Annotated in this window: 19 protein-coding genes and 1 pseudogene; 16 read left to right on the top strand and 4 right to left on the bottom strand. The window is 70.9% G+C overall.

Annotated elements, in window-relative coordinates; translation table 11 throughout:
* Window positions 1–7 precede the first annotated feature (7 nt).
* Genes CP980_RS14315 through nuoN form a run of 13 tightly spaced genes read left to right on the top strand, consistent with a single transcriptional unit; the run spans window position 8 to window position 15,453 of the window.
* Window positions 8–562, top strand: coding sequence for a NuoB/complex I 20 kDa subunit family protein (locus tag CP980_RS14315; RefSeq protein ID WP_030028258.1), 555 nt, complete (start codon window positions 8–10; stop codon window positions 560–562).
* Window positions 559–1,278, top strand: coding sequence for an NADH-quinone oxidoreductase subunit C (locus CP980_RS14310; protein ID WP_132759689.1), 720 nt, complete (start codon window positions 559–561; stop codon window positions 1,276–1,278). Before CP980_RS14315 ends, CP980_RS14310 begins: the two co-directional genes overlap by 4 nt.
* On the top strand, window positions 1,278–2,618 hold the full coding sequence (locus CP980_RS14305; protein ID WP_099890001.1) for an NADH-quinone oxidoreductase subunit D: 1,341 nt from the start codon (window positions 1,278–1,280) through the stop codon (window positions 2,616–2,618). Before CP980_RS14310 ends, CP980_RS14305 begins: the two co-directional genes overlap by 1 nt.
* Entirely contained in the window at window positions 2,615–3,379 is a 765-nt protein-coding gene (gene nuoE / locus CP980_RS14300) for an NADH-quinone oxidoreductase subunit NuoE (RefSeq protein WP_132759690.1), read from the top strand. Before CP980_RS14305 ends, nuoE begins: the two co-directional genes overlap by 4 nt.
* On the top strand, window positions 3,379–4,725 hold the full coding sequence (gene nuoF, locus CP980_RS14295; protein WP_132759691.1) for an NADH-quinone oxidoreductase subunit NuoF: 1,347 nt from the start codon (window positions 3,379–3,381) through the stop codon (window positions 4,723–4,725). Before nuoE ends, nuoF begins: the two co-directional genes overlap by 1 nt.
* A complete protein-coding gene (locus CP980_RS14290) occupies window positions 4,722–7,229 on the top strand; it encodes an NADH-quinone oxidoreductase subunit G (RefSeq protein ID WP_150528311.1) in 2,508 nt (835 codons plus the stop codon). The genes nuoF and CP980_RS14290 overlap by 4 nt, the downstream gene beginning before the upstream one ends.
* Complete coding sequence (gene nuoH, locus CP980_RS14285; protein ID WP_132759693.1) at window positions 7,226–8,596, top strand: NADH-quinone oxidoreductase subunit NuoH; 1,371 nt, start codon at window positions 7,226–7,228, stop codon at window positions 8,594–8,596. The genes CP980_RS14290 and nuoH overlap by 4 nt, the downstream gene beginning before the upstream one ends.
* Window positions 8,589–9,197, top strand: coding sequence for an NADH-quinone oxidoreductase subunit NuoI (gene nuoI / locus CP980_RS14280; RefSeq protein WP_099889996.1), 609 nt, complete (start codon window positions 8,589–8,591; stop codon window positions 9,195–9,197). Before nuoH ends, nuoI begins: the two co-directional genes overlap by 8 nt.
* Window positions 9,194–10,003, top strand: coding sequence for an NADH-quinone oxidoreductase subunit J (locus tag CP980_RS14275; protein ID WP_132759695.1), 810 nt, complete (start codon window positions 9,194–9,196; stop codon window positions 10,001–10,003). The genes nuoI and CP980_RS14275 overlap by 4 nt, the downstream gene beginning before the upstream one ends.
* A complete protein-coding gene (gene nuoK / locus CP980_RS14270; RefSeq protein ID WP_030864698.1) occupies window positions 10,000–10,299 on the top strand; it encodes an NADH-quinone oxidoreductase subunit NuoK in 300 nt (99 codons plus the stop codon). The genes CP980_RS14275 and nuoK overlap by 4 nt, the downstream gene beginning before the upstream one ends.
* A gap of 12 nt (window positions 10,300–10,311) precedes the next feature.
* Entirely contained in the window at window positions 10,312–12,207 is a 1,896-nt protein-coding gene (nuoL, locus tag CP980_RS14265; protein WP_150528310.1) for an NADH-quinone oxidoreductase subunit L, read from the top strand.
* Between the two features lies 1 nt (window position 12,208).
* Entirely contained in the window at window positions 12,209–13,801 is a 1,593-nt protein-coding gene (locus CP980_RS14260) for an NADH-quinone oxidoreductase subunit M (protein ID WP_150528309.1), read from the top strand.
* 5 nt (window positions 13,802–13,806) lie between these two features.
* Complete coding sequence (gene nuoN, locus CP980_RS14255) at window positions 13,807–15,453, top strand: NADH-quinone oxidoreductase subunit NuoN (protein WP_189998914.1); 1,647 nt, start codon at window positions 13,807–13,809, stop codon at window positions 15,451–15,453.
* Window positions 15,454–15,519: 66 nt separating this feature from the next.
* Here nuoN and CP980_RS14250 read toward each other — a convergent pair.
* A pseudogene (locus CP980_RS14250) lies at window positions 15,520–16,022 on the bottom strand (Uma2 family endonuclease).
* Window positions 16,023–16,145: 123 nt separating this feature from the next.
* On the opposite strand from CP980_RS14250, the gene CP980_RS14245 reads away from it, so the two are divergent.
* A complete protein-coding gene (locus CP980_RS14245; RefSeq protein ID WP_150528308.1) occupies window positions 16,146–16,736 on the top strand; it encodes a hypothetical protein in 591 nt (196 codons plus the stop codon).
* A gap of 28 nt (window positions 16,737–16,764) precedes the next feature.
* Window positions 16,765–17,064 (top strand): RNase A-like domain-containing protein, encoded by a 300-nt coding sequence (locus CP980_RS14240; RefSeq protein WP_150528307.1) that lies wholly within the window; start codon window positions 16,765–16,767, stop codon window positions 17,062–17,064.
* 170 nt (window positions 17,065–17,234) lie between these two features.
* Here the strand turns inward: CP980_RS14240 and fahA are convergent, their stop codons facing one another.
* Complete coding sequence (gene fahA / locus CP980_RS14235) at window positions 17,235–18,485, bottom strand: fumarylacetoacetase (protein ID WP_150528306.1); 1,251 nt, start codon at window positions 18,483–18,485, stop codon at window positions 17,235–17,237.
* A gap of 140 nt (window positions 18,486–18,625) precedes the next feature.
* Between fahA and CP980_RS14230 the strand changes: the two genes are divergently transcribed.
* On the top strand, window positions 18,626–19,447 hold the full coding sequence (locus CP980_RS14230; RefSeq protein WP_123513095.1) for an HAD family hydrolase: 822 nt from the start codon (window positions 18,626–18,628) through the stop codon (window positions 19,445–19,447).
* A gap of 76 nt (window positions 19,448–19,523) precedes the next feature.
* Here the strand turns inward: CP980_RS14230 and CP980_RS14225 are convergent, their stop codons facing one another.
* The gene (locus tag CP980_RS14225; RefSeq protein WP_150528305.1) at window positions 19,524–21,551 is read right to left on the bottom strand and encodes a CocE/NonD family hydrolase; all 2,028 of its coding nucleotides are present in this window, start codon (window positions 21,549–21,551) and stop codon (window positions 19,524–19,526) included.
* A gap of 21 nt (window positions 21,552–21,572) precedes the next feature.
* Window positions 21,573–23,099, bottom strand: coding sequence for a peptide MFS transporter (locus CP980_RS14220; RefSeq protein ID WP_189998900.1), 1,527 nt, complete (start codon window positions 23,097–23,099; stop codon window positions 21,573–21,575).
* Between the last annotated feature and the right edge of the window lie 4 nt (window positions 23,100–23,103).

Below are 23,103 nucleotides of genomic sequence, written 5' to 3'. Positions count from 1 at the left end.
ATTTCCCATGGGACTGGAAGAGAAGCTGCCGAGCGGCTTTCTGCTGACCACCGTCGAACAGGCCGCGGGCTGGGTGCGCAAGTCATCCGTGTTCCCCGCGACCTTCGGTCTGGCCTGCTGCGCCATCGAGATGATGACCACCGGTGCGGGCCGGTACGACCTGGCCCGCTTCGGCATGGAGGTCTTCCGCGGATCCCCGCGCCAGGCCGACCTGATGATCGTGGCAGGGCGGGTCAGCCAGAAGATGGCGCCGGTGCTGCGGCAGGTGTACGACCAGATGCCCGCTCCCAAATGGGTCATCTCCATGGGGGTTTGTGCATCTTCGGGCGGAATGTTCAACAACTACGCGATCGTCCAGGGTGTCGACCACATCGTGCCCGTGGACATCTACCTCCCCGGCTGCCCGCCCCGCCCCGAGATGCTGATGGACGCGATCCTCAAGCTCCACCAGAAGATCCAGGGCGGAAAGCTCGGCGTGAACCGGGAAGAGGCGGCGCGCGAGGCGGAGGCGGCGGCCCTCAAGGCCCTCCCCACGATCGAGATGAAGGGGCTGCTCCGGTGAGCGAGACCCAAGAGCCGGAGAACGGCAGCAACGTCCCTGCGCCGCGCGGCCAGGGCCCCGAGGTGATCGGCGTCCGCAAGGGCATGTTCGGCGCCCGGGACGGCGGCGACACCAGCGGCTACGGCGGCCTCGTCCGCGCCGTGGCCATGCCCGGCGCCAGCCACCGCCCGTACGGCTCCTACTTCGACGAGGTCGTCGACGAGCTCGAAGGGGCGCTGGAGGAGCAGGACCTGCTCCCGGAGAACGCGATCGAGAAGGTCGTCGTCGACCGGGCCGAGCTGACCCTCCACATCGCCCGCGAGCACCTCGTCCGCGTCGCGAAGACCCTGCGCGACGACCCGGCCCTGCGCTTCGAGCTCTGCACCGGCGTCTCGGGAGTCCACTTCCCCGACGACAAGAGCCGCGAGCTGCACGCCGTCTACCACCTGCGCTCGATCACCCACGGCCGGGTGGTGCGCCTGGAGGTCACGGCGCCGGACGCCGACCCGCACGTCCCCTCGCTCGTCTCCGTCTACCCGACGAACGACTGGCACGAGCGCGAGGCGTACGACTTCTTCGGCCTGGTCTTCGACGGGCACCCGGCGCTGACGCGGATCATGATGCCGGACGACTGGCAGGGCTTCCCGCAGCGCAAGGACTACCCGCTCGGCGGCATCCCCATCGAGTACAAGGGCGCCCAGATCCCGGCTCCCGACCAGCGGAGGTCGTACAGCTGATGTCCACGTCAAACAACGCCTCCTCGAACGCCGCGGCCTCCCGGGAGACCACCGAAGGCACCGTCTACACCGTCACCGGCGGCGACTGGGACGAGATCGTCCAGTCCGCGGCCAAGGCCGACGACGAGCGGATCGTCGTCAACATGGGCCCGCAGCACCCCTCCACCCACGGAGTGCTCCGGCTGATCCTGGAGATCGATGGCGAGACGGTCACCGAGGCCCGCTGCGGCATCGGCTACCTGCACACCGGCATCGAGAAGAACCTCGAATTCCGGAACTGGACGCAGGGCACCACGTTCGTGACGCGCATGGACTACCTGACGCCGTTCTTCAACGAGACGGCGTACTGCCTCGGCGTCGAGAAGCTCCTCGGCATCACCGACCAGATCCCGGACCGCGCCACCGTCATCCGCGTCCTGCTGATGGAGCTCAACCGGCTCTCCTCGCACCTGGTGTGCATCGCCACCGGCGGCATGGAGCTCGGCGCGACCACGATCATGATCTACGGCTTCCGCGACCGCGAGCTCATCCTCGACATCTTCGAGCTGATCACCGGCCTGCGCATGAACCACGCGTTCGTCCGCCCCGGCGGCCTCGCCCAGGACCTGCCGCCGGGCGCCGTGGACCAGCTGCGCGACTTCCTCAAGACCATGAAGAAGAACCTGCCGGAGTACGACAAGCTCGCCACCGGCAACCCGATCTTCAAGGCCCGCATGCAGGACGTCGGCTACCTCGACCTCACCGGCTGCATGGCGCTCGGCGCCACCGGCCCGATCCTGCGCTCCGCCGGCCTGCCGCACGACCTGCGCAAGGCGGACCCGTACTGCGGCTACGAGACGTACGAGTTCGACGTGCCGACCACCGAGAGCTGCGACTCGTACGGGCGGTTCCTGATCCGCCTGGAGGAGATGCGCCAGTCGCTGCGGATCGTCGAACAGTGCCTGGAGCGGCTGGAGCCGGGCCCGGTCATGGTCGCCGACAAGAAGATCGCCTGGCCGGCGCAGCTCGCGATGGGCCCGGACGGCCTCGGCAACTCGCTCGACCACATCAAGAACATCATGGGCACCTCCATGGAGGCCCTCATCCACCACTTCAAGCTGGTGACCGAGGGCTTCCGGGTGCCGGCCGGGCAGGCGTACGCGGCCGTCGAGTCGCCCAAGGGCGAGCTCGGCGTCCACGTCGTCTCCGACGGCGGCACCCGCCCCTACCGGGTCCACTTCCGCGACCCGTCCTTCACCAACCTGCAGGCCATGGCCGCGATGTGCGAGGGCGGCCAGGTCGCCGACGTCATCGTCGCCGTCGCCTCCATCGACCCCGTGATGGGAGGCGTCGACCGATGACAGCCAATCCGACCGGTCAAGGGGTGGGTCTGGGCATGCCCCAGCTTCCGGCCCCCGACTTCCCGGCCGACGTACGCGCCCGGCTCGAAGCGGACGCGAAGGAGGTCATCGCCCGCTACCCCGACAGCCGGTCCGCGCTGCTGCCGCTGCTGCACCTGACCCAGGCCGAGGAGGGCTTCGTCTCGCGCACCGGCGTCCGGTTCTGCGCCGAGGTGCTGGGACTGACCACCGCCGAGGTCACCGCCGTGGCCACCTTCTACACGATGTACCGGCGCAAGGCCTCCGGCGACTACCAGGTCGGCGTCTGTACGAACACCCTGTGCGCGGTCATGGGCGGCGACGCGATCTTCGACGAGCTCAAGGCGCACCTCGGGGTCGGCAACAACGAGACCACCCCCGACGGCAAGGTCACGCTGGAGCACATCGAGTGCAACGCGGCCTGCGACTACGCCCCCGTGGTGATGGTCAACTGGGAGTTCTTCGACAACCAGACCCCCGCATCGGCCAAGGCCATGGTCGACGACCTGATCGCCGGCCGGCCCGTCGCGCCGACCCGGGGCGCGCCGCTGTGCACGTACAAGGAGACGGCCCGGATCCTGGCCGGCTTCCCCGACGAGCGCGAGGGCGCGGTCGAGGCGAGCGGCGGCGCCGGCCCCGCCTCCCTGATCGGGCTGCGCATCGCGCGCGGCGAGACCCCGCAGCTCGGCAAGGTCGTGCACCCGCGTGGTGAGGCTTCTGCTGCCACCGAGGAGGGGGAGTGATGACGGTGACTGCCGAAATGCATGAGAACGGCGCCCCGGAGAAGCTGCTGGCGCCCGTGCTGTCGGCCTTCTGGGACGAGCCGCAGTCGTGGACGCTGGACACCTACCGGCGCCACGAGGGGTACGAGGGCCTGCGCAAGGCGCTCGCGATGACCCCGGACGATCTCATCGCATACGTCAAGGACTCCGGTCTGCGCGGCCGCGGCGGCGCGGGCTTCCCCACCGGAATGAAGTGGCAGTTCATCCCGCAGGGCGACGGAAAGCCGCACTACCTCGTCGTGAACGCGGACGAGTCGGAGCCGGGAACCTGCAAGGACATCCCCCTCCTCTTCGCCAACCCGCACTCCCTCATCGAGGGAATGATCATCGCCTGCTACGCGATCCGGTCGGAGCACGCCTTCATCTACCTGCGCGGCGAGGTCGTGCCGGTACTGCGGCGCCTGCACGAGGCGGTGCGCGAGGCGTACGAGGCCGGATACCTCGGGGAGGACATCCTGGGGAGCGGGCTGAAGCTCGACATCACGGTGCACGCGGGCGCGGGCGCCTACATCTGCGGTGAGGAGACGGCACTCCTCGACTCCCTCGAAGGCCGGCGCGGTCAGCCCCGGCTGCGTCCCCCCTTCCCCGCCGTCGAGGGGCTCTACGCCTGCCCCACTGTCGTCAACAACGTCGAATCCATCGCCTCGGTTCCCGCGATCCTGAACAGGGGCAAGGACTGGTTCAAGGCGATGGGGACCGAGAAGTCCCCCGGCTTCACGCTCTACTCGCTCTCCGGGCACGTCGCCGGACCCGGCCAGTACGAGGCCCCGCTCGGCATCACCCTGCGCCAGCTGCTCGACATGAGCGGCGGGATGCGGCCCGGGCACCGGCTGAAGTTCTGGACCCCGGGCGGCTCCTCCACCCCCATGTTCACGGCCGAGCACCTGGACGTGCCGCTGGACTACGAGGGCGTCGGCGCGGCCGGCTCCATGCTCGGCACCAAGGCGCTCCAGTGCTTCGACGAGACGACCTGCGTGGTGCGGGCCGTCACCCGCTGGACCGAGTTCTACGCCCACGAGTCCTGCGGCAAGTGCACGCCCTGTCGCGAAGGCACGTACTGGCTGGTCCAGTTGCTCCGCGACATCGAGGCCGGCAAGGGCGTCATGTCGGACCTCGACAAGCTGAACGACATCGCCGACAACATCAACGGCAAGTCGTTCTGCGCGCTCGGCGACGGCGCCGCCAGCCCGATCTTCTCCTCGCTGAAGTACTTCCGCGAGGAGTACGAGCAGCACATCACGGGCAAGGGCTGCCCCTTCGACCCCAGGAAGTCGACCCTCTGGGCTGACACGGAGGTGAACGCATGACCGTCACCACTAATGCTCCGACCGGTGGCGGAGAGGCCGCCGTACCCCCCGAGGACCTGATCTCCCTGACCATCGACGGCGTCGAACTGTCGGTGCCCAAGGGGACCCTGGTCATCCGGGCCGCCGAGCAGATCGGCATCGAGATCCCCCGGTTCTGCGACCACCCCCTCCTCGACCCGGTCGGCGCCTGCCGCCAGTGCATCGTCGAGGTCGAGGGCCAGCGCAAGCCGATGGCCTCCTGCACCATCACCTGCACCGACGGCATGGTCGTCAAGACGCAGCTGACCTCCCCGGTCGCCGAGAAGTCCCAGCGCGGGGTGATGGAGCTGCTGCTCATCAACCACCCCCTGGACTGCCCGGTCTGCGACAAGGGCGGCGAGTGCCCGCTGCAGAACCAGGCGATGTCCCACGGACAGAGCGACTCGCGCTTCGACGGCAGGAAGCGCACGTACGAGAAGCCCGTCCCGATCTCCACGCAGGTGCTGCTGGACCGCGAGCGCTGCGTGCTGTGCGCGCGCTGCACCCGCTTCTCCAACCAGGTCGCGGGCGACCCGATGATCGAGCTCCTGGAGCGCGGCGCGCTCCAGCAGGTCGGCATCGGCGAGGGCGACCCCTTCGAGTCGTACTTCTCCGGCAACACCATCCAGATCTGTCCCGTGGGCGCCCTCACCTCGGCCGCCTACCGGTTCCGCTCCCGCCCGTTCGACCTCGTCTCCTCCCCGAGCGTGTGCGAGCACTGCGCGGGCGGCTGCGCGACCCGGACCGACCACCGCCGCGGCAAGGTGCTGCGCCGGATGGCCGCCGAGGACCCCGAGGTCAACGAGGAGTGGATCTGCGACAAGGGCCGCTTCGGGTTCCGCTACGCGCAGCGCCCCGACCGGCTCACCACCCCGCTGGTGCGCGGCGCGGACGGGGTCCTCGCCCCGGCGAGCTGGCCCGAGGCCCTGGAGGCCGCGGCCGCCGGGCTCTCCGCCGCGCGCGGCCGCGCCGGGGTCCTGACCGGCGGCCGGCTCACCGTCGAGGACGCGTACGCGTACGCCAAGTTCGCCCGCGTGGTCCTCGACACCAACGACATCGACTTCCGGGCCCGGATCCACAGCGCGGAGGAGGCCGACTTCCTGGCCGCCACCGTCGCCGGCACCGGCACGGACCTCGACGGCGGTGGTGTGACGTACGCGAAGCTGGAGGCGGCCCCCGCCGTCCTGCTCGCCGGCATCGAGTCCGAGGAGGAGGCCCCCGGGGTCTTCCTGCGGCTGCGCAAGGCCCACCGCAAGCACAAGCAGCGGACCTTCGCCCTCGCCCCGTTCGCCACCCGCGGCCTGGAGAAGGCGGGCGGCACCCTGCTGGCGGCCGCCCCCGGCACCGAGCCCGAGTGGCTCGACGCCCTGGCCTCGCGCACCGGCCTGGAGGCCGGCGGCGCCGAGGCCGCCGAGGCGCTGCGCACCTCCGGCGCGGTCATCGTCGTCGGTGAGCGCCTGGCCGGTGTGCCGGGCGCGCTGACCGCCGCCGTACGGGCCGCGGCCGCGACCGGCGCGCACCTGGTGTGGATCCCGCGGCGGGCCGGGGAGCGGGCCGCGATCTGGGCGGGCGCGCTGCCCTCGCTGCTGCCGGGGGCCCGGCCGGCCACCGACCCGCGGGCCCGCGACGAGGTCGCCACCGCCTGGGGGCTGGACGAACTCCCGCACCGCTACGGCCGCGACACCGGCCAGATCGTCGAGGCCGCAGCGGGCCGCGAGCTCTCCGCCCTGCTGGTCGCGGGCGTGGAGATCGCCGACCTGCCGGACCCGGCCCGGGCGCTGGTCGCCCTCCAGGAGGCCTTCGTGGTCTCGCTGGAACTGCGGCCCGGCCAGGTCACCGACCACGCGGACGTGGTGTTCCCGGTCGCGGCCGTCGCCGAGAAGTCCGGCGCGTTCATCAACTGGGAGGGCAGGGTCCGGCCGTTCGAGGCCGCGCTCAAGCCCGACCAGATGACCCGCCGGCTCGCCCCCGCCGACGCCCGCGTCCTGCACATGCTGGCCGACGCGGCCGACCGGCCGATCGCGCTGCCCGACGTGCACGCCGTACGCCGCGAGCTCGACGCGCTCGGCCCGTGGGCCGGGGAGCGGGCCGCCGAGCAGTCCGCGGACACCGCGCCGCTGCCCCGCCCGGCCGCGGGCGAGGCGGTCCTGGCGGGCCACCGGCTCCTGCTGGACCAGGGCCTGCTCCAGGAGGGCGACGAGGCCCTGGCGGGCACCCGGCACGAGGCGAGCGCCCGGCTGTCGGCCGCGACGGCCGCCGAGACCGGCGTCAAGAACGGAGACGTCCTCGCGGTGACCAGCCCGGCCGGCTCGGTGGAACTCCCGCTGCGGATCACCGAGATGCCCGACCGGGTGGTCTGGCTCCCGCTGAACTCCACCGGGCGCGGCGTCCTCGCCGACACCGGCGCCCACCCGGGCACCCTCGTACGGATCGGCCCGGCGACCCCGGCCGACGGCAGCGGCACCCCCGCGGAGGTGGGCGCGTGAACGCGGTACAGCTCGCGGCCGAGGACCTCTCCCTGTTCGGCAGGGACGTCTGGTGGCTGGTCGTGATCAAGGCGGTGTTCTGCTTCGCCTTCCTGATGGTGACCGTGCTCTTCTCCATCGTGTGGGAGCGCAAGGTCGTCGCCTGGATGCAGCTGCGCATCGGCCCCAACCGGCACGGCCCCTGGGGCATGCTCCAGTCGCTCGCCGACGGCGTGAAGCTGATGCTCAAGGAAGACATCATCGTCAAGCGGGCCGACAAGGTGGTGTACGTCCTGGCCCCGATCATCGCGGCGATCCCGGCCTTCATGGCCATCGCGGTGATCCCGTTCGGCCCGGCCGGCGACGAGGTCTCGATCTTCGGCCAGCGCACGACGATGCAGCTCACCGACCTGCCGATCGCGATGCTCTACATCCTCGCGGTGGCCTCGGTCGGCATCTACGGCATCGTCCTGGCCGGCTGGTCCTCGGGCTCGACGTACCCGCTGCTCGGCGGCCTGCGCTCCTGCGCGCAGATGATCTCGTACGAGATCGCGATGGGCGCGGCCTTCGCCTCCGTCTTCCTCTACTCCGGGTCGATGTCGACCTCGGCCATCGTGGAGGCGCAGGCGGACCGCTGGTACATCGTGCTGCTGCCGGTCTCGTTCATCATCTACGTGATCACGATGGTCGGCGAGACGAACCGCGCGCCGTTCGACATGCCGGAGTCCGAGGGCGACCTCGTCGGCGGCTTCAACACCGAGTACTCCTCCATCAAGTTCGCGCTGTTCATGCTGGCCGAGTACGTCAACATGGTCACCGTCTCGGCGGTCTCGGTCACCCTGTTCCTGGGCGGCTGGCGGGCCCCGTACCCGATCAGCCACTTCTGGGAGGGCGCGAACCACGGCTGGTGGCCGATGCTCTGGTTCGTCATCAAGGTCCAGCTGCTGCTGTTCTTCTTCATCTGGCTGCGCGGCACGCTGCCGCGCGTGCGCTACGACCAGCTGATGAAGCTCGGCTGGAAGGTCCTGATCCCGGTCTCCGTGGTCTGGCTGATGCTGGTCGCGACCGTCCGGGCCCTGCGCAACGAGAACTACGACTTCTCGGAGATCGTCCTGTACGTCGGCGGCGGGGTCGTCGCGATCCTGCTGCTGTCCTTCGTGGCGGACCTCTTCCGCGACCGGAAGGAGAAGGCCGTCGCCGAGAAGGCCGGCGAAGCCGCCGGGGCCGAGCCCTTCGACCCGCTGGCGGGCGGGTTCCCCGTACCGCCCAAGCCCGGCCAGCACCTGGCACCCGTACCGCGCAGGCGGCCTCGCAACGAGCGGGAGCTGATTGTCAGTGGCGGGACGAATACTGACAGTGACCGAGAGGAGGGTGCTGAGAATGTCTGACAAGTCTGACGCCGAGCAGGGCGAGAAGTGGCAGAACCCGGTGGCCGGCTTCGGCGTGACCTTCAAGGCCATGTTCAAGAAGCGCCTCACCGAGCAGTACCCCGAGCAGCAGAAGACCACCGCTCCGCGCTTCCACGGACGCCACCAGCTGAACCGGCACCCGGACGGTCTGGAGAAGTGCATCGGCTGCGAGCTCTGCGCCTGGGCCTGCCCCGCCGACGCCATCTACGTGGAGGGCGCGGACAACACCGAGGAGGAGCGCTACTCCCCGGGAGAGCGGTACGGGCGGGTCTACCAGATCAACTACGCCCGCTGCATCCTGTGCGGGCTGTGCATCGAGGCGTGCCCGACGCGGGCGCTGACGATGACGAACGAGTTCGAACTGGCCGACTCCAGCCGCGAATCGCTCATCTACACCAAGGAGCAGCTGCTCGCCGGTCTGACCGAGGGCATGGTCGAGTCCCCGCACTCGATCTTCCCCGGCACGGACGAGCAGGACTACTACCGCGGGCTGGTGACGGGGGCGGCTCCCGGGACGGTCCGTCAGGTGGCGGTCTCCAAGGGGGAGACCGCGGCCGGTGCCGAGGAGGTGCAGGCATGAGCGCCCTCGCAGCGGCCACCACGACCTCCACGGGCGAGGCGGTCCAGTTCTGGGTCCTCGCCACCGTCGCCGTCATCGGCGCGCTGTCCACGATCCTGATGAAGAAGGCCGTGCACAGCGCGCTCAGCCTGGCCGGGACGATGATCATCCTGGCGGTCTTCTACCTCGCCAACGGGGCGTACTTCCTGGGCGTGGTCCAGGTCATCGTCTACACCGGCGCGATCATGATGCTCTTCCTCTTCGTGGTCATGCTCGTCGGCGTCACCGCGGCGGACTCGCTGAAGGAGACCCTCAAGGGGCAGCGCTGGCTGGCCGTCCTGTGCGGGCTCGGCTTCGGCGTCCTGCTGATCGCGGGCATCGCCAACGCCAAGCTGACCCACTTCAACGGGCTCGGCCGGGTCAACTCCGCCGGGCACGTGGAGGGGCTGGCCACGCTGATCTTCACCAAGTACGTGTTCGCCTTCGAGATCACCGGCGCGCTGCTGATCACCGCCGCGGTCGGCGCGATGGTCCTCACCCACCGCGAGCGCACCGAGCGCGCCGCCACCCAGCGCGAGCTCGCCGAGCGGCGCGTGCGCGAGGGCGTCCAGCTCCCGCCGCTGCCCGCACCCGGCGTCTACGCCCGGCACAACGCGGTGGACGTCGCCGGTCTGCTCCCGGACGGCACCCCGTCCGAGCTGACCGTCAACAAGACGCTGCGCGCCCGCGGCCAGATCCGCGACGTGTCGAGCGAGGCGCTGAACGACCTGAAGGCGCTGGAGCAGGCGTCGGCGGAGCGCCTCGGCCGCGAGGAGGCATCGAAGTGAATCCGGTCAACTACCTGTACCTGGCCGCCCTGCTGTTCACCATCGGCGCGGCCGGCGTGCTCATCCGCAAGAACGCGATCGTGCTGTTCATGTGCGTCGAGCTCATGCTCAACGCCTGCAACCTCGCCTTCGTCGCCTTCTCCCGGATGCACGGCAACCTCGACGGCCAGATCATCGCCTTCTTCACGATGGTCGTCGCCGCCGCGGAGGTCGTGGTGGGCCTCGCGATCATCGTGTCGCTGTTCCGTACCCGCCACTCGGCCTCGGTCGACGACGCCAGCCTGATGAAGCTGTAAGGGGCGCTCACAGTGGAGAATCTGATCGGGCTGCTGATCGCGGCGCCCCTGCTCGGAGCGGCGGTGCTGCTCCTCGGCGGCCGGCGCCTCGACAAGGCCGGGCACTGGCTCGGCACCCTGTTCGCCGCCGCCTCCTTCGGCATCGGCGTTGCCCTGTTCACCGACATGCTGGGCCGCGGTGCCGAGGACCGCACCCTGCACGAGAAGCTGTACACCTGGATCCCCGTCGAGGGCTTCCAGGCGGACGTCGCCTTCCAGCTCGACCAGCTGTCGATGACGTTCGTCCTGCTGATCACCGGGGTCGGCACGCTCATCCACATCTACTCCATCGGGTACATGGAGCACGACGAGCGCCGCCGGCGCTTCTTCGGCTACCTGAACCTGTTCCTCGCGGCGATGCTGCTGCTGGTCCTCGCCGACAACTACCTGCTGCTGTACGTCGGGTGGGAGGGCGTCGGTCTCGCCTCGTACCTGCTCATCGGGTTCTGGCAGCACAAGCCCAGCGCGGCGACCGCCGCGAAGAAGGCCTTCCTGGTCAACCGGGTCGGCGACATGGGCCTGTCGATCGCGATCATGCTGCTGTTCACCACCTTCGGGACCTTCGCCTTCGGCCCGGTGTTCGCCTCCGTGGGGAACGCCACCGAGGGCAAGCTGACGGCGATCGCCCTGATGCTGCTGCTGGCCGCCTGCGGCAAGTCGGCCCAGGTGCCGCTCCAGTCCTGGCTCGGCGACGCGATGGAGGGCCCGACCCCGGTCTCGGCCCTGATCCACGCGGCGACGATGGTGACGGCGGGCGTGTACCTGATCGTCCGCTCGGCCGCCGTCTTCAACGGGGCGCCGGACGCCCAGCTGGTGGTCACCGTCGTGGGCGCGGTCACGCTGATCTTCGGTGCGATCGTCGGTTGCGCGAAGGACGACATCAAGAAGGCCCTCGCCGGGTCGACGATGTCGCAGATCGGCTACATGATCCTGGCCGCGGGCCTCGGCCCCGTCGGGTACGTCTTCGCGATCATGCACCTGGTCACGCACGGCTTCTTCAAGGCCGGCCTCTTCCTCGGCGCGGGTTCCGTCATGCACGGGATGAACGACGAGGTGGACATGCGCAAGTACGGCGCCCTGCGGAAGTTCATGCCGGTCACCTTCGTCACCTTCGGCCTCGGCTACCTGGCGATCATCGGCTTCCCGGGCCTGTCCGGCTTCTTCTCCAAGGACATGATCATCGAGGCGGCCTTCGCCAAGGGCGGCACCCAGGGCTGGATCCTGGGCGGGGTCGCCCTGCTGGGCGCCGGAATCACCGCCTTCTACATGACCCGGGTCATGCTCCTCACCTTCTTCGGTGAGAAGCGCTGGCAGCCGGACGAGGCGGGTCACGAGCCGCACCCGCACGAGTCCCCGAAGTCGATGACCATCCCGATGATCGTCCTGGCGTTCGGGTCGGTGTTCGCCGGGGCGTTCTTCGAGATCGGCGAGCGCTTCCTGAAGTGGCTGGAGCCCGTCACCGGTTACGAGCACGGCAATTCGCCGGTCAGCGCCATGACGGTGACCGCGTCCACCATGGTCGTCTTGGTCGTCGGCGTGGCCATCGCCTGGTCGATGTACGGCCGCAGGCCCGTCCCGGTGGTCGCCCCGCGCGGCTCGTTCCTCACGCGGGCGGCCCGGCGGGACCTGTTCCAGGACGACTTCAACCACGTCGTGCTGGTGCGTGGCGGGGAGCACCTGACCCGCTCGCTCGTGTACGTCGACCACAGCCTGGTCGACGGGGTGGTCAACGGGACGGCGGCCGCCGTCGGCGGGGCCTCGGGCCGGCTGCGCAAGCTGCAGAACGGCTACGCCCGCAGCTACGCGGTCTCGATGTTCGGGGGCACGGCGATCCTCATCGCCGCGACCCTGCTGATGAGGGCGGTGTGAGATGAGTTTCCCGCTTCTGACGGTGACGGCGGCGGTCCCCGCGGTCGGCGCCGTCCTGACGGCGGCCGTCCCGGCCGCCCGCAGGACCGCCGCCAAGTGGCTGGCGCTGCTCTTCTCGCTGGCGACACTGGTCCTGGCCGTGCTCGTCGCGGTCCGCTTCGAGCCCGGTGGCGCCCGCTACCAGCTCACCGAATCGCACGCCTGGATCGCCGACTTCGGCGTGCGCTACGAACTGGGCGTCGACGGCATCGCGGTGGCGCTCATCGGGCTCACCGCCCTGCTGATCCCGTTCGTGATCGGGGCCGGCTGGAACGACGCCGACCCTCTGGAGACCTCTTCCTCGCGCTGGCGGCCGACGCAGGGCTTCTTCGCCCTGATCCTGATGGTCGAGGCGATGGTGATCATCTCCTTCGAGGCCACCGACGTCTTCCTCTTCTACATCTTCTTCGAAGCCATGCTGATCCCGATGTACTTCCTCATCGGCGGCTTCGGGGACCGGGCGCACGCCGGCTCCGACGAGAACGCGGCCGCGCAGCGCTCGTACGCGGCGGTGAAGTTCCTCCTCTACAACCTGGTCGGCGGCCTGATCATGCTGGCCGCCGTCATCGGCCTGTACGTGGTCGCCGGGAACTTCTCGCTCCAGGAGATCACCGCCGCCCGCGCCGCGGGCACGCTCGACATGGCGGCCAACACCGAGCGGCTGCTGTTCCTCGGGTTCTTCTTCGCCTTCGCGGTGAAGGCCCCGCTGTGGCCGCTGCACACCTGGCTGCCGAACGCGATGGGCGAGGCCACCGCCCCGGTCGCCGTGCTGATCACCGCGGTCGTCGACAAGGTCGGCACCTTCGCGATGCTCCGCTTCTGCCTCGGGCTGTTCCCCGAGGCCAGCAAGTGGGCCACGCCCGCGATCCTCGTCCTGGCCCTGATCAGTATCGTCTACGGCGCCCTGGTCGCGGTCGGGCAGCGGGACATCAAGCGCCTGGTCGCGTACGCCTCGATCTCCCACTTCGGGTTCATCATCATGGGCATCTTCGCGATGACCTCCCAGGGGCAGTCGGGCGCGACGCTGTACATGGTCAACCACGGGATCTCGACGGCGGCGCTGATGCTGGTCGCCGGCTTCCTGATCTCGCGCCGCGGCTCCCGGCTCATCGCCGACTACGGCGGTGTGCAGAAGGTGGCCCCGGTGCTGGCCGGCACCTTCCTGATCGGTGGCCTGGCCACCCTCTCGCTGCCGGGCCTCGCCCCCTTCGTCAGTGAATTCCTGGTCCTGGTCGGCACGTTCGCCCGGTACCCGGTCATCGGCATCATCGCCACCATCGGCATCGTGCTGGCCGCGCTCTACACCCTGGTGCTCTACCAGCGGACGATGACCGGCCCCGTGAAGGAGGAGGTCCGCACGATGAAGGACCTGCGCCTGCGCGAGGTGCTGGTGGTCGCCCCGCTGGTCGTGCTGCTGATCGGGCTCGGCGTGTACCCGAAGCCGCTCACCCAGATCGTCAACCCGGCGGTGGAGCACACCATGTCCGACGTCCACGAGAAGGACCCGAAGCCACAGGTGGCCGTCGAGGCCAAGAACGGGGAGGCGGCGAAGTGAGCACCATGGCTGCGGCCCATGGGCTGCTGACACTGGCGGCCGGGGAACCGATCGACCGGATCCCGGCCCCGCACATCGAATACGCGCAGCTCGCGCCCGCGCTGATCGTGGTGGGCGCGGCGGTCCTCGGAGTCCTCGTCGAGGCCTTCGTACCGCGCAAGTCCCGCTACTACGTCCAGGTGTTCCTCGCCGTCGCCGCGCTGGCCTCGGCCTTCGCGGCGGTCGTCGGCCTCGCCGCCGGCGGGTACGGCAGCGACAAGGCGCACATCGCGGCGATGGGCGCGGTGGCCGTGGACGGCCCGGCACTGTTCCTCCAGGGGATCATCCTGCTGTCCGCGATCGTCGCGGTCTTCACCTTCGCCGAGCGGCGCCTGGACCCGGCGGCCCACGGCAACCGGGTGGACTCCTTCGCCGCGCAGGCGGCGTCCGTACCGGGCAGCGAGAGCGAGAAGGCCGCCGTCAAGGCGGGCTTCACCACCACCGAGGTCTTCCCGCTGGCCCTGTTCGCGGTCTCCGGCATGCTGATCTTCCCGGCGGCGAACGACCTGCTGACGCTGTTCGTGGCCCTGGAGGTCTTCTCCCTCCCGCTGTACCTGCTGTGCGCCGTCGCCCGCCGCCAGCGGCTGATGTCGCAGGAGGCCGCGGTCAAGTACTTCCTGCTCGGCGCCTTCTCCTCCGCCTTCCTCCTCTTCGGCATCGCGCTGGTCTACGGGTACGCGGGCTCGGTCTCGTACGCGGCCATCGCCGACGTGGTCGACGGCACGGTCAGCAAGATCGACCCGGCGCTCGCCGACACCATGGGCAACGACGCGCTGCTGCTGATCGGCGGCGCGCTGATCCTGATGGGCCTGCTCTTCAAGGTCGGCGCGGTCCCGTTCCACATGTGGACCCCGGACGTCTACCAGGGCGCCCCGACCCCGGTCACGGGCTTCATGGCGGCGGCGACGAAGGTGGCCGCGTTCGGTGCGCTGCTGCGCCTGCTGTACGTGGTCCTGCCGGGCCTGCGGTGGGACTGGCGGCCGGTGATGTGGGGCGTGGCGATCCTGACGATGCTGGCCGGCGCGGTGATCGCGGTGACCCAGACCGACGTGAAGCGGCTGCTGGCGTACTCCTCGATCGCGCACGCGGGCTTCATCCTGGCCGGCGTGATCGCGACCTCGGCGCAGGGCGTCCAGTCCGTCCTCTTCTACCTGGGCGCGTACTCCTTCGTGACGATCGGCGCGTTCGCGGTGGTCACGCTGGTGCGCGACGCGGGCGGCGAGGCGACGCACCTGTCCAAGTGGGCCGGCCTGGGCCGCCGTTCGCCGCTGACGGCGGCGGTCTTCGCGGTGTTCCTGCTGGCCTTCGCCGGCATCCCGCTGACCTCCGGCTTCGCCGGGAAGTTCGCCGTGTTCAAGGCGGCGGCGGAGGGTGGAGCCGGGGCGCTGGTCGTGGTCGGTGTGATCTCGTCCGCGATCGCCGCGTTCTTCTACATCCGGGTCATCGTCCTGATGTTCTTCAGCGAGCCGAAGGCCGACGGCCCGACGGTGGCCGTCCCCTCGCCGCTGACGATGACGACGATCGCGGTGGGCGTGGCGGTGACCCTGGTCCTGGGCGTGGCCCCGCAGTACTTCCTGGACCTGGCGGGCCAGGCGAGCACGTTCGTGCGCTGACCGTCCGCCCCGCACGCACCCGGGCCCGGCCCCCTTCGGGGAGCCGGGCCCTGGTGCGTGTGCCGGCTATTCCGTCTTCCGCCGCTGCGGCCAGACCTCGGAAAGGTCCAGGTCGATGGGGAAGGGGACGGAGACCTTCAGCCGGTCGTGGAAGATTCCGGTGCTCGTGTAGGTGCCGGTGGCCGGTTCGCGTTCGAAGACGTAGACAACGGCCCGCCCCTCCCGGTTCTCGACCCGCCAGAAGTGGGGGATCTTGGCGCGCGCGTACTTCAGGGGTTTGGTCTCGCGGTCGCGGCGATGACATCCGGCTCGGGGCGGTTGTGTCGATCGATGTCGATGGTGAACTCGCGCAGGACCTCCAGCCCTTCCGGGGCCAGCGACTCGATCTGCCTCTCGAAGAAGCTGACCGCTCGCGAGTGGAAGAGGGTCTGCGGACCCACGAAGATCAGGCTCCCGTCGATCAGCTCCGTGTGCGGGGGCAGATTCGGAAGCGTGTCCAGGTCGTCCGCGGTCCAGCCGCCCTCGGGTGGCTTCGGCCAGCTGTATTCCGGGTTCATCAGTGCTCCCATGAACTGGAGTCTCGCGGGTGCGCCCAGCGTATCGCCGCGGTTCCGCACGGAACCGTCCCGCCGCAATCCTCCGTTCACCGTCATGACGTCCATGCCCAGCAAGTGAGAAACGGTTCTTCGAAGATGTCCATCGACCAGGCGTCCTGGGAAGCGGCGGTACGGCACCTCTACGAGGACGCGTACGCGTTCATCGCCACCGGTCCGCGCACGCACGAGGACTGGCGGGCCGACGTGCTCGCCGTCATGGAGCGCGCCGTCCCCGACCCGCGCGGCTGGGCCGGGCTCGACGACACCGCGGACGACCCCGAACGGGCGGCGCGGCCGGCCTTCCCCTTCCGCCCGCCCCCGCCGGCCGACCCCTTCCGCCCGCTCACCCCGGTCGACATCGGGGAACGGCTGCGGGAGATCGACCGTACGAGCGCGCAGAACCTCCTGCTCGCGCTCACCGACGACGGCTGCACCCTGCGCAACCTCGAACGGTTCACCGAGAGCCCCGAGGAGCTTCAGGACCTGGCCCGCACCCTCCTGGCCCGCTACGGGTCCACGTTCACCTGCCACACCAACGTCACCGTCGGCGCACCCGGGAACGGCACGCTGGACTTCGGGGCCTCCCACTGGAGCTACAGCCCGATGACCTTCTACTGGGAGGACTCCGGCCTGGTCGTCGTCTCCGACACCGAGGTCGGGCTGTTCTGGAACTTCGCCGCCTACTGACGCAGGGGTGCTTTGAGAGGACGAACCCATGCTGACCCGATCCGCCACCTACCCCGACCGGGAGACCGCCCAGTGGGCCACCCAGCAGGTGGTGACCGCCAATGAGCAGGTCATCCACCGCTGGCCGGCCCAGGGGACGCGGGCCCGCCTCACCATCGAGGCCTCCTGGCCGTCCCGGGGGGAGCCCGTCGGCCGGGTGCTGCTGGAGGCGATGGCGCTCGCCGGACAGGAACCCGTCGAGGTCCGCGCGGCCCGGGTCGTCCTGCGCCGCGAGCCCGCGAGCCCGTACGGCTTCGCCGTCCAGACCACCGTCCCGTTCTACCTGTAGAGGCAGCCGAGCGTGTCCATGAAGCCCCTCGAACACGGCGCCTGGTTCCAGGCGGTGGCGCTGAGCCTGTCACGCGGCTGAGCGGCTGAGCGGCCGGCCGGCTGAGCGACCCGGCCGCTGACCGGCCGGCCAGGTCCGTTCGACCTGCCCGGCCGGGCCGGCCGTGTCCGTCAGGGCTGCGCCGGGAGGGATCCCACAATGCGGCCGGTGACCTCGCCGAGGCCGACGCGGGTGCCCCCGGGGCCCGGCGCCCACGCGGTGAGGGTGACGGTGTCGCCGTCCTCCAGGAAGGTGCGCTTGCCGTCGGCGAGCTCGATGGCGTCGCGGCCGTTCCACGTCAGCTCCAGCAGCGAGCCGCGCTGGCCGACCTCGGGTCCGCTGACCGTGCCCGAGCCGTAGACGTCGCCGGTGCGCAGGGAGGCGCCGTTGACCGTCATGTGCGCGAGCTGCTGGGCGGCGGTCCAGTACATCGTCGCGAACGGCGGCCGCGCGACCTCCTGGCCGTTGATGGAGACGGTGATGTGCAGGTCGAAGCCGCCGGGCCGGTCGGCCTCGGCGTCGTCGAGGTAGGGCAGGAGGGGGAAGTCGCGGGCGGGCGGGGCGACCCGGGCCGCCTCCAGCGCCTCCAGCGGGGTGACCCAGGCCGAGACGGAGGTGGCGAAGGACTTGCCGAGGAAGGGGCCGAGCGGCACGTACTCCCAGGCCTGGATGTCGCGCGCCGACCAGTCGTTGAGCAGGAACAGCCCGAAGACGTGGTCCTCGAAGTCGGCCAGCGGCACCGGGCGGCCCTGCTCGGACGGGGTACCGACGACGAAGCCGACCTCGGCCTCGATGTCGAGCTTGACGGACGGGCCGAAGACGGGCGCCGGGTCGGAGGGTGCCTTGCGCTGACCGGAGGGCCGTACGACGTCCGTCCCCGAGACCACGACCGTGCCGGAGCGGCCGTGGTAACCGATCGGCAGGTGCTTCCAGTTGGGGGTCAGCGCCTCGCCGTCCGGGCGGAAGATGTGGCCCACGTTGGTGGCGTGGTGCTCGCTCGCGTAGAAGTCGACGTAGTCGGCGACCTCGTACGGCAGGTGCAGGGTGACGGCGTCCAGCGGGAAGAGGTGCGCCTCGACCGTCTCGCGGTGGCCCGGGTCGGTCACCCACGCCGTCAGCGCGCGGCGCACGTCGCGCCAAGTGGTGCGGCCGGCGGCGAGCAGCGGGTTGAGCGAGGGCTGCCCGAGCAGCGCGGCGTACGGGGAACCGAGCGCGGCCGCGACCGCCCCCGCGTCGAGCACGTGTGCGCCGATGCGCACGCCGATACGGCGGCGGGCCGGCTCGCCGCCGGTGGACCCGGCGGTCGAGAAGACGCCGTACGGGAGGTTGTGCGGCCCGAACGGGTCGCCCTCGGGGACATCGAGGGGGCTCTGCTGGGGCATGGGGTACTGCCTCGCTTTCGCTGCGGACCGGGGGTGTCCCGGGGGCTGGTTGATACGTTACGTGGCCAGTGGGACCGGTGGGAGGCCGGATTCGGGCTCTATTTGTAGGACTTGTCCAAAGGGGTCCGTATCCTTGCGCCGTGACTTCCGCCCCGCTTTCGGCCCTCCCGTTCGCCTTGATCGCCACTGACCTGGACGGGACCCTGCTGCGCGCCGGAGACACCGTCTCCGCCCGCTCGTACGCGGCGCTCGCGACGGCGCGCGCCGCGGGCGCCCAGCACATCATCGTCACCGGACGCCCCGTTCCGCAGGTCCGTCACGTACTCGACGACCTCGGCTACGAGGGGCTCGCGGTGTGCGGGCAGGGCGCGCAGGTGTACGACACGGCGGGCGCGCGCCTGTTGCACTCCGTCGCGCTGGACCGGGAGCTGGCCGAGGTGGCGCTCGGGAAGATCGAGGCGGAGATCGGCGAGGTGTACGCGGCGGTCAACCAGGAGGGCCTGGACGCCGAAATGCTGATAGGGCCGGGCTACCGCATGTGGCATCCGCACCTGCCGACGGTGCGGGTGCGCAGGCGCGGGGACCTGTGGGCCGCGCCGATCAACAAGGTGCTGCTCCAGCACCCGGAGCTGGACGACGACGAGCTGACGCGGGTGGCGCGCGCGGTGGTCGGGGACCTGGTGAACGTGACGATGGCGGGGGAGCACACGGTGGAGCTCCAGCCGCCGGGCGTCAGCAAGGCGAGCGGGCTGGAACTGGCGGCGCAGGCGCTGGGCGTCGGCCCGGCGTCGACGATCGCCTTCGGCGACATGCCGAACGACATCCCGATGTTCGCGTGGGCGGCCCACGGAGTGGCCATGGCCAACGCCCACCGCGAGCTGATGGCGGTGGCCGACGAACTGACCCTCTCCAACGAGCAGGACGGCATCGCGGTGGTCCTGGAACGCCTCTACGCCCACTAGGGGTGTCCGGGGGCCGGGGCCGGGCGTGCCCGGCCCCGCCGCTCCCGGGTCCTCCGGGCTCCGCAGGGCCCTGCCCTCAGCCCGCCGTCCTCGGCAGCCGCCGCTCCCACGTCCGGTGGAACACCACCTCGTCGCCCTCCCGGCACACCACCTCGTTCGACGTCAGGAAGCCGCCCTCGTCGCACGAGATCTCCGACCGCGTCTCCACCCGCGCCTCCCAGCCCAGCTCCGGCCGGTGCAGCCGGATCCGCCAGCGCGAGCCCGTCCGCGCCGACAGGGCGTCCGCCGAGTCGATCTCGTAGACCTCCTCCGCGTCCTCCCCGTACTCCAGCCCGTCCGGATACACCCGGGTCCCCCCGTACCGCGGGTCGACCTCCAGCCGCCACCGCCCCCGCGCCACGTCCCGTACGACCAGCCGCTCCGGCCGCGGCTCGTCCAGCGTGGCCGGGTACGACACCCCCAGCGGCTCGGCCTGCTCCGGCGGCTCGAAGCCGACCTCGGGCTCCGCGGACGCCGCGCGCACCGGCAGGACCACCGAACTCCCCGCCGGATCCACCGTCCACCCCGCCTCCGACCCGGCCCGCGGCCAGATCCACGGCCAGTACGCCGAGGACAGCGCGAGCCGGATCCGGTGCCCGGCGGCGAAGCGGTGCCCGATGCCGTTCAGCTCGAACACCACGTCCTCGTACGCGCCCACCGGCCACGGCACCGCCTTGTCCCGCCCCAGCCGCGCCGAGAGGTTCAGCGCGCCCCGCGTCACCAGCGTCGAGGACCCGTCGGGCGCCACGTCGCACAGCCGCGCCACCACCTGCCCGTACGGGACGTCCATCCGGAGCCGGACCGTCACCTGCGCCCGGCCCAGGACCTCCACCGGCTCGCGCCCCACCGGGAACTCGAAGCACGCCGACTTCGCGTCCTCCTCCCGCTGGTCCGGCGGCAGGTCCGCGTCGTTGCCGAACGGGAAGAACCGCCCCGCGTCCAGCCCCGTGTGCTGCGGCGAGGCCACGACCACCGGCGCGCCCTGGAGCGCGTACGTGACCGGGGTGACGGCCGGGGAGGGCCACTCGGCGTCCCCGACCCACCTCCCCGGCAGCACCTCGTACGTGGTCGCCGGTGGATGGGACTCCGAGATCCACGACCGCAGCAGCGGCTCGTCCATCACCCCGTTCTCCGCGCCCTTGAGCCAGTGGTCCCACCACCGCAGGGTCTCCTGGAGGAAGCCGATCGCGGGCCCCGGCGGCAGCCCCCGGTCCGGGTACTGGTGCGACCACGGCCCGATCAGCCCCCGCACCCGGTCGTCCGGGAGGTGGGAGACCAGCCGCAGCACGGTGTCCCGGTACGGGTCGTGCCAGCCGCCCACCGCGAGGACGGCCGCGCCGATCGCCCCGTAGTCCTCGCAGACGCTGCCGTGGCGCCAGTAGCCGTCCCGCGTCTGGTGCGACAGCCAGGTGTGGATCAGGGGTTCGACGGATTCCAGCCGCGCCAGCCACTGCTCCCGCCAGCCGTCCCCGGCGAACAGCGGGTCCGGCGGCCGCGCCGCGAAGGCCAGCATGGTCGCCGCCCACGCGTGCATGTCCACGGCCAGCACGGAGCCGCCCATGTAGTGGACGTCGTTGTCGTACCGGTCGTCCGTCGAGCAGACCGTGACCACGGCCTTCAGGGCCTCGGGGGCCAGCGCCGCAATCTGGAGGGAGTTGAAGCCGCCCCACGAGATCCCGAACATCCCCACCGACCCCGTGCACCACGGCTGCCGCGCGAGCCACTCCACCACCGCGACCCCGTCGGCCAGTTCCTGCGCGTCGTACTCGTCGCCCGGGTTCCCGCCGCTGCATCCGTGGCCCCGTACGTCCCCCCGGACCGAGGCGTAGCCGTGCCCCGCGTACCAGGGGTGGCGCTGCCAGTCGCGCGGCGCGGTCCAGTCGGTCAGCCGGTACGGCAGGTACTCCAGCAGGGCCGGGACCGGCTCGTCGGTCACGGGCCGCCAGATCCGGGCGTACAGCTCCACGCCTCCCCCGGAGCCTTCGGCCTGGGAGGTACCCGCAGGCATCGGGATCCGGACATCCTCGTGGGTCGTCCTGTACGGGAACTCGGTACGGATGATCATGCGGAAACCACCACCTGGGCCTCAGTGGACGGGGTGCATCGTGCGCCGCAGCCACGGCGCCAGTGCGAACACGGCCAGGCCGGCCGCCACCGCGATCGCGCCGTTGACGCCGAAGTACGCGGGGGCGGACACGTGGCCGTAGACCTTGACCACCTGGGCCTGGATGCCGTTGGCCAGGGCCAGGGAGAGGAACCACAGCGCCATGGTCTGGCTGGCGAAGGCCCTCGGGGCGAGCTTCGTGGTGGCCGACATGCCGGAGGTCTCCAGCAGGACGTCGCCGAGCCCGAGCAGCAGGTACGAGCCGACGATCCACCAGGCGGCCATCCGGTAGGCCTCCCCGCCGTGCCCGGAGGTCGGGATGACCATCAGCAGGAAGGACAGGCCGCCCAGGACCACCCCGATGGCGATCTTGTTGGAGGCGTGCGGCTGGCGGCGGCCCATCTTGACCCACAGCGCGGCGACGACCGGGGCGAGCGCCACTTCGAAGGCGCCGAGCGCGGAGGCGTACCAGCTCGCGGGGAAGTGGAAGCCGAGGATCTCGGTCCGGGCGTTCGTCGACGCGAGCAGCATCATCGTCGAGTACGCCTGGAAGAGGATGAAGTTGAAGGCGACCGAGGCGAGGAAGAGCACCACGTAGGGCCGCAGCCGCCCGCGCTCCTCGCGCGTCACCCGCGGGCTGCGGAACATCACCGCGAAGTAGACGACCGGGGCGATCACCGAGACGAGGGTGAGCAGGTCGACGAAGCGGCCCATGGTGAGCCACCCGAGGGCCGCCAGAAGGGTGGCGAGGGCGCCCGCGGCGAGGAGTCCGGCGACGGTCCGCCGGACGGCGCGGCGCATCGCGTCGGGGGCGAGGGCGTACTCGGCCGAGTGCTTTCGACCGGCCAGATGGCGGCGGCCGAGGACGTACTGGACCAGGCCCGCGGTCATGCCGAGTGCGGCGGCGGAGAAGCCCCAGTGCCAGCCCTGGTGCTCGCCGAGCCAGCCGGTGATCAGGGGGCCGGCGAAGGCGCCGATGTTGATGGCCATGTAGTAGAGGGCGAAGCCGGCGTCGCGCCGGTCGTCGCTCGTCCGGTACAGCTTGCCGACCATGCTGGCCACGTTGGGCTTGAGCAGGCCGGTGCCCGCGCTGATCAGGCCGAGGCCCGTCCAGGTCATGGCGGCCGTCGGCACCGCCATGGCGTAGTGGCCGCAGGCGATCAGGATGCCGCCCCAGAGCACGGCCCGGTACGAACCGAGGATCCGGTCGGCGAGCCATCCGCCGGCGACGGAGACGAGGTAGACCATGGTCCCGTAGGCCGCCGCGACGGAGGCCGCGGTGCCCGGGTCCATCCCGAGGCCGCCGTCGGCCACCGCGTCCGCGAAGTAGAGGACGAGGATGGCCTGCATGCCGAGGAACGAGAAGCGCTCCCAGACCTCCAGTCCGGACAGCGTGGCGAGGCCCCGGGGGTGCCCGAGGAAGGCGTGGTCGTCGGAGGGCGGCGGCTGGTCCGCCTCCGGGTCGACCGGCTCCGCCGGCTCCTCTATTGCAGTGTCAGTTCTGGACAAAACG

Origin of the sequence: Streptomyces vinaceus (assembly GCF_008704935.1) — a bacterium.
Taxonomy (GTDB): domain Bacteria; phylum Actinomycetota; class Actinomycetes; order Streptomycetales; family Streptomycetaceae; genus Streptomyces; species Streptomyces vinaceus.
This window is presented reverse-complemented; position numbering and strand designations above follow the sequence as displayed.

Bases quoted from the DNA above. Each gene is read 5' to 3' on its own strand.
- CP980_RS14315 (WP_030028258.1), top strand. From the start codon at position 8: ATGGGACTGGAAGAGAAGCTGCCGAGCGGCTTTCTGCTGACCACCGTC.
- CP980_RS14305 (WP_099890001.1), top strand. From the start codon at position 1,278: ATGTCCACGTCAAACAACGCCTCCTCGAACGCCGCGGCCTCCCGGGAG.
- nuoE (WP_132759690.1), top strand. From the start codon at position 2,615: ATGACAGCCAATCCGACCGGTCAAGGGGTGGGTCTGGGCATGCCCCAG.
- nuoF (WP_132759691.1), top strand. From the start codon at position 3,379: ATGACGGTGACTGCCGAAATGCATGAGAACGGCGCCCCGGAGAAGCTG.
- CP980_RS14290 (WP_150528311.1), top strand. From the start codon at position 4,722: ATGACCGTCACCACTAATGCTCCGACCGGTGGCGGAGAGGCCGCCGTA.
- nuoI (WP_099889996.1), top strand. From the start codon at position 8,589: ATGTCTGACAAGTCTGACGCCGAGCAGGGCGAGAAGTGGCAGAACCCG.
- CP980_RS14275 (WP_132759695.1), top strand. From the start codon at position 9,194: ATGAGCGCCCTCGCAGCGGCCACCACGACCTCCACGGGCGAGGCGGTC.
- CP980_RS14260 (WP_150528309.1), top strand. From the start codon at position 12,209: ATGAGTTTCCCGCTTCTGACGGTGACGGCGGCGGTCCCCGCGGTCGGC.
- nuoN (WP_189998914.1), top strand. From the start codon at position 13,807: ATGGCTGCGGCCCATGGGCTGCTGACACTGGCGGCCGGGGAACCGATC.
- CP980_RS14245 (WP_150528308.1), top strand. From the start codon at position 16,146: ATGTCCATCGACCAGGCGTCCTGGGAAGCGGCGGTACGGCACCTCTAC.
- CP980_RS14240 (WP_150528307.1), top strand. From the start codon at position 16,765: ATGCTGACCCGATCCGCCACCTACCCCGACCGGGAGACCGCCCAGTGG.
- fahA (WP_150528306.1), bottom strand. From the start codon at position 18,485: ATGCCCCAGCAGAGCCCCCTCGATGTCCCCGAGGGCGACCCGTTCGGG.
- CP980_RS14225 (WP_150528305.1), bottom strand. From the start codon at position 21,551: ATGATCATCCGTACCGAGTTCCCGTACAGGACGACCCACGAGGATGTC.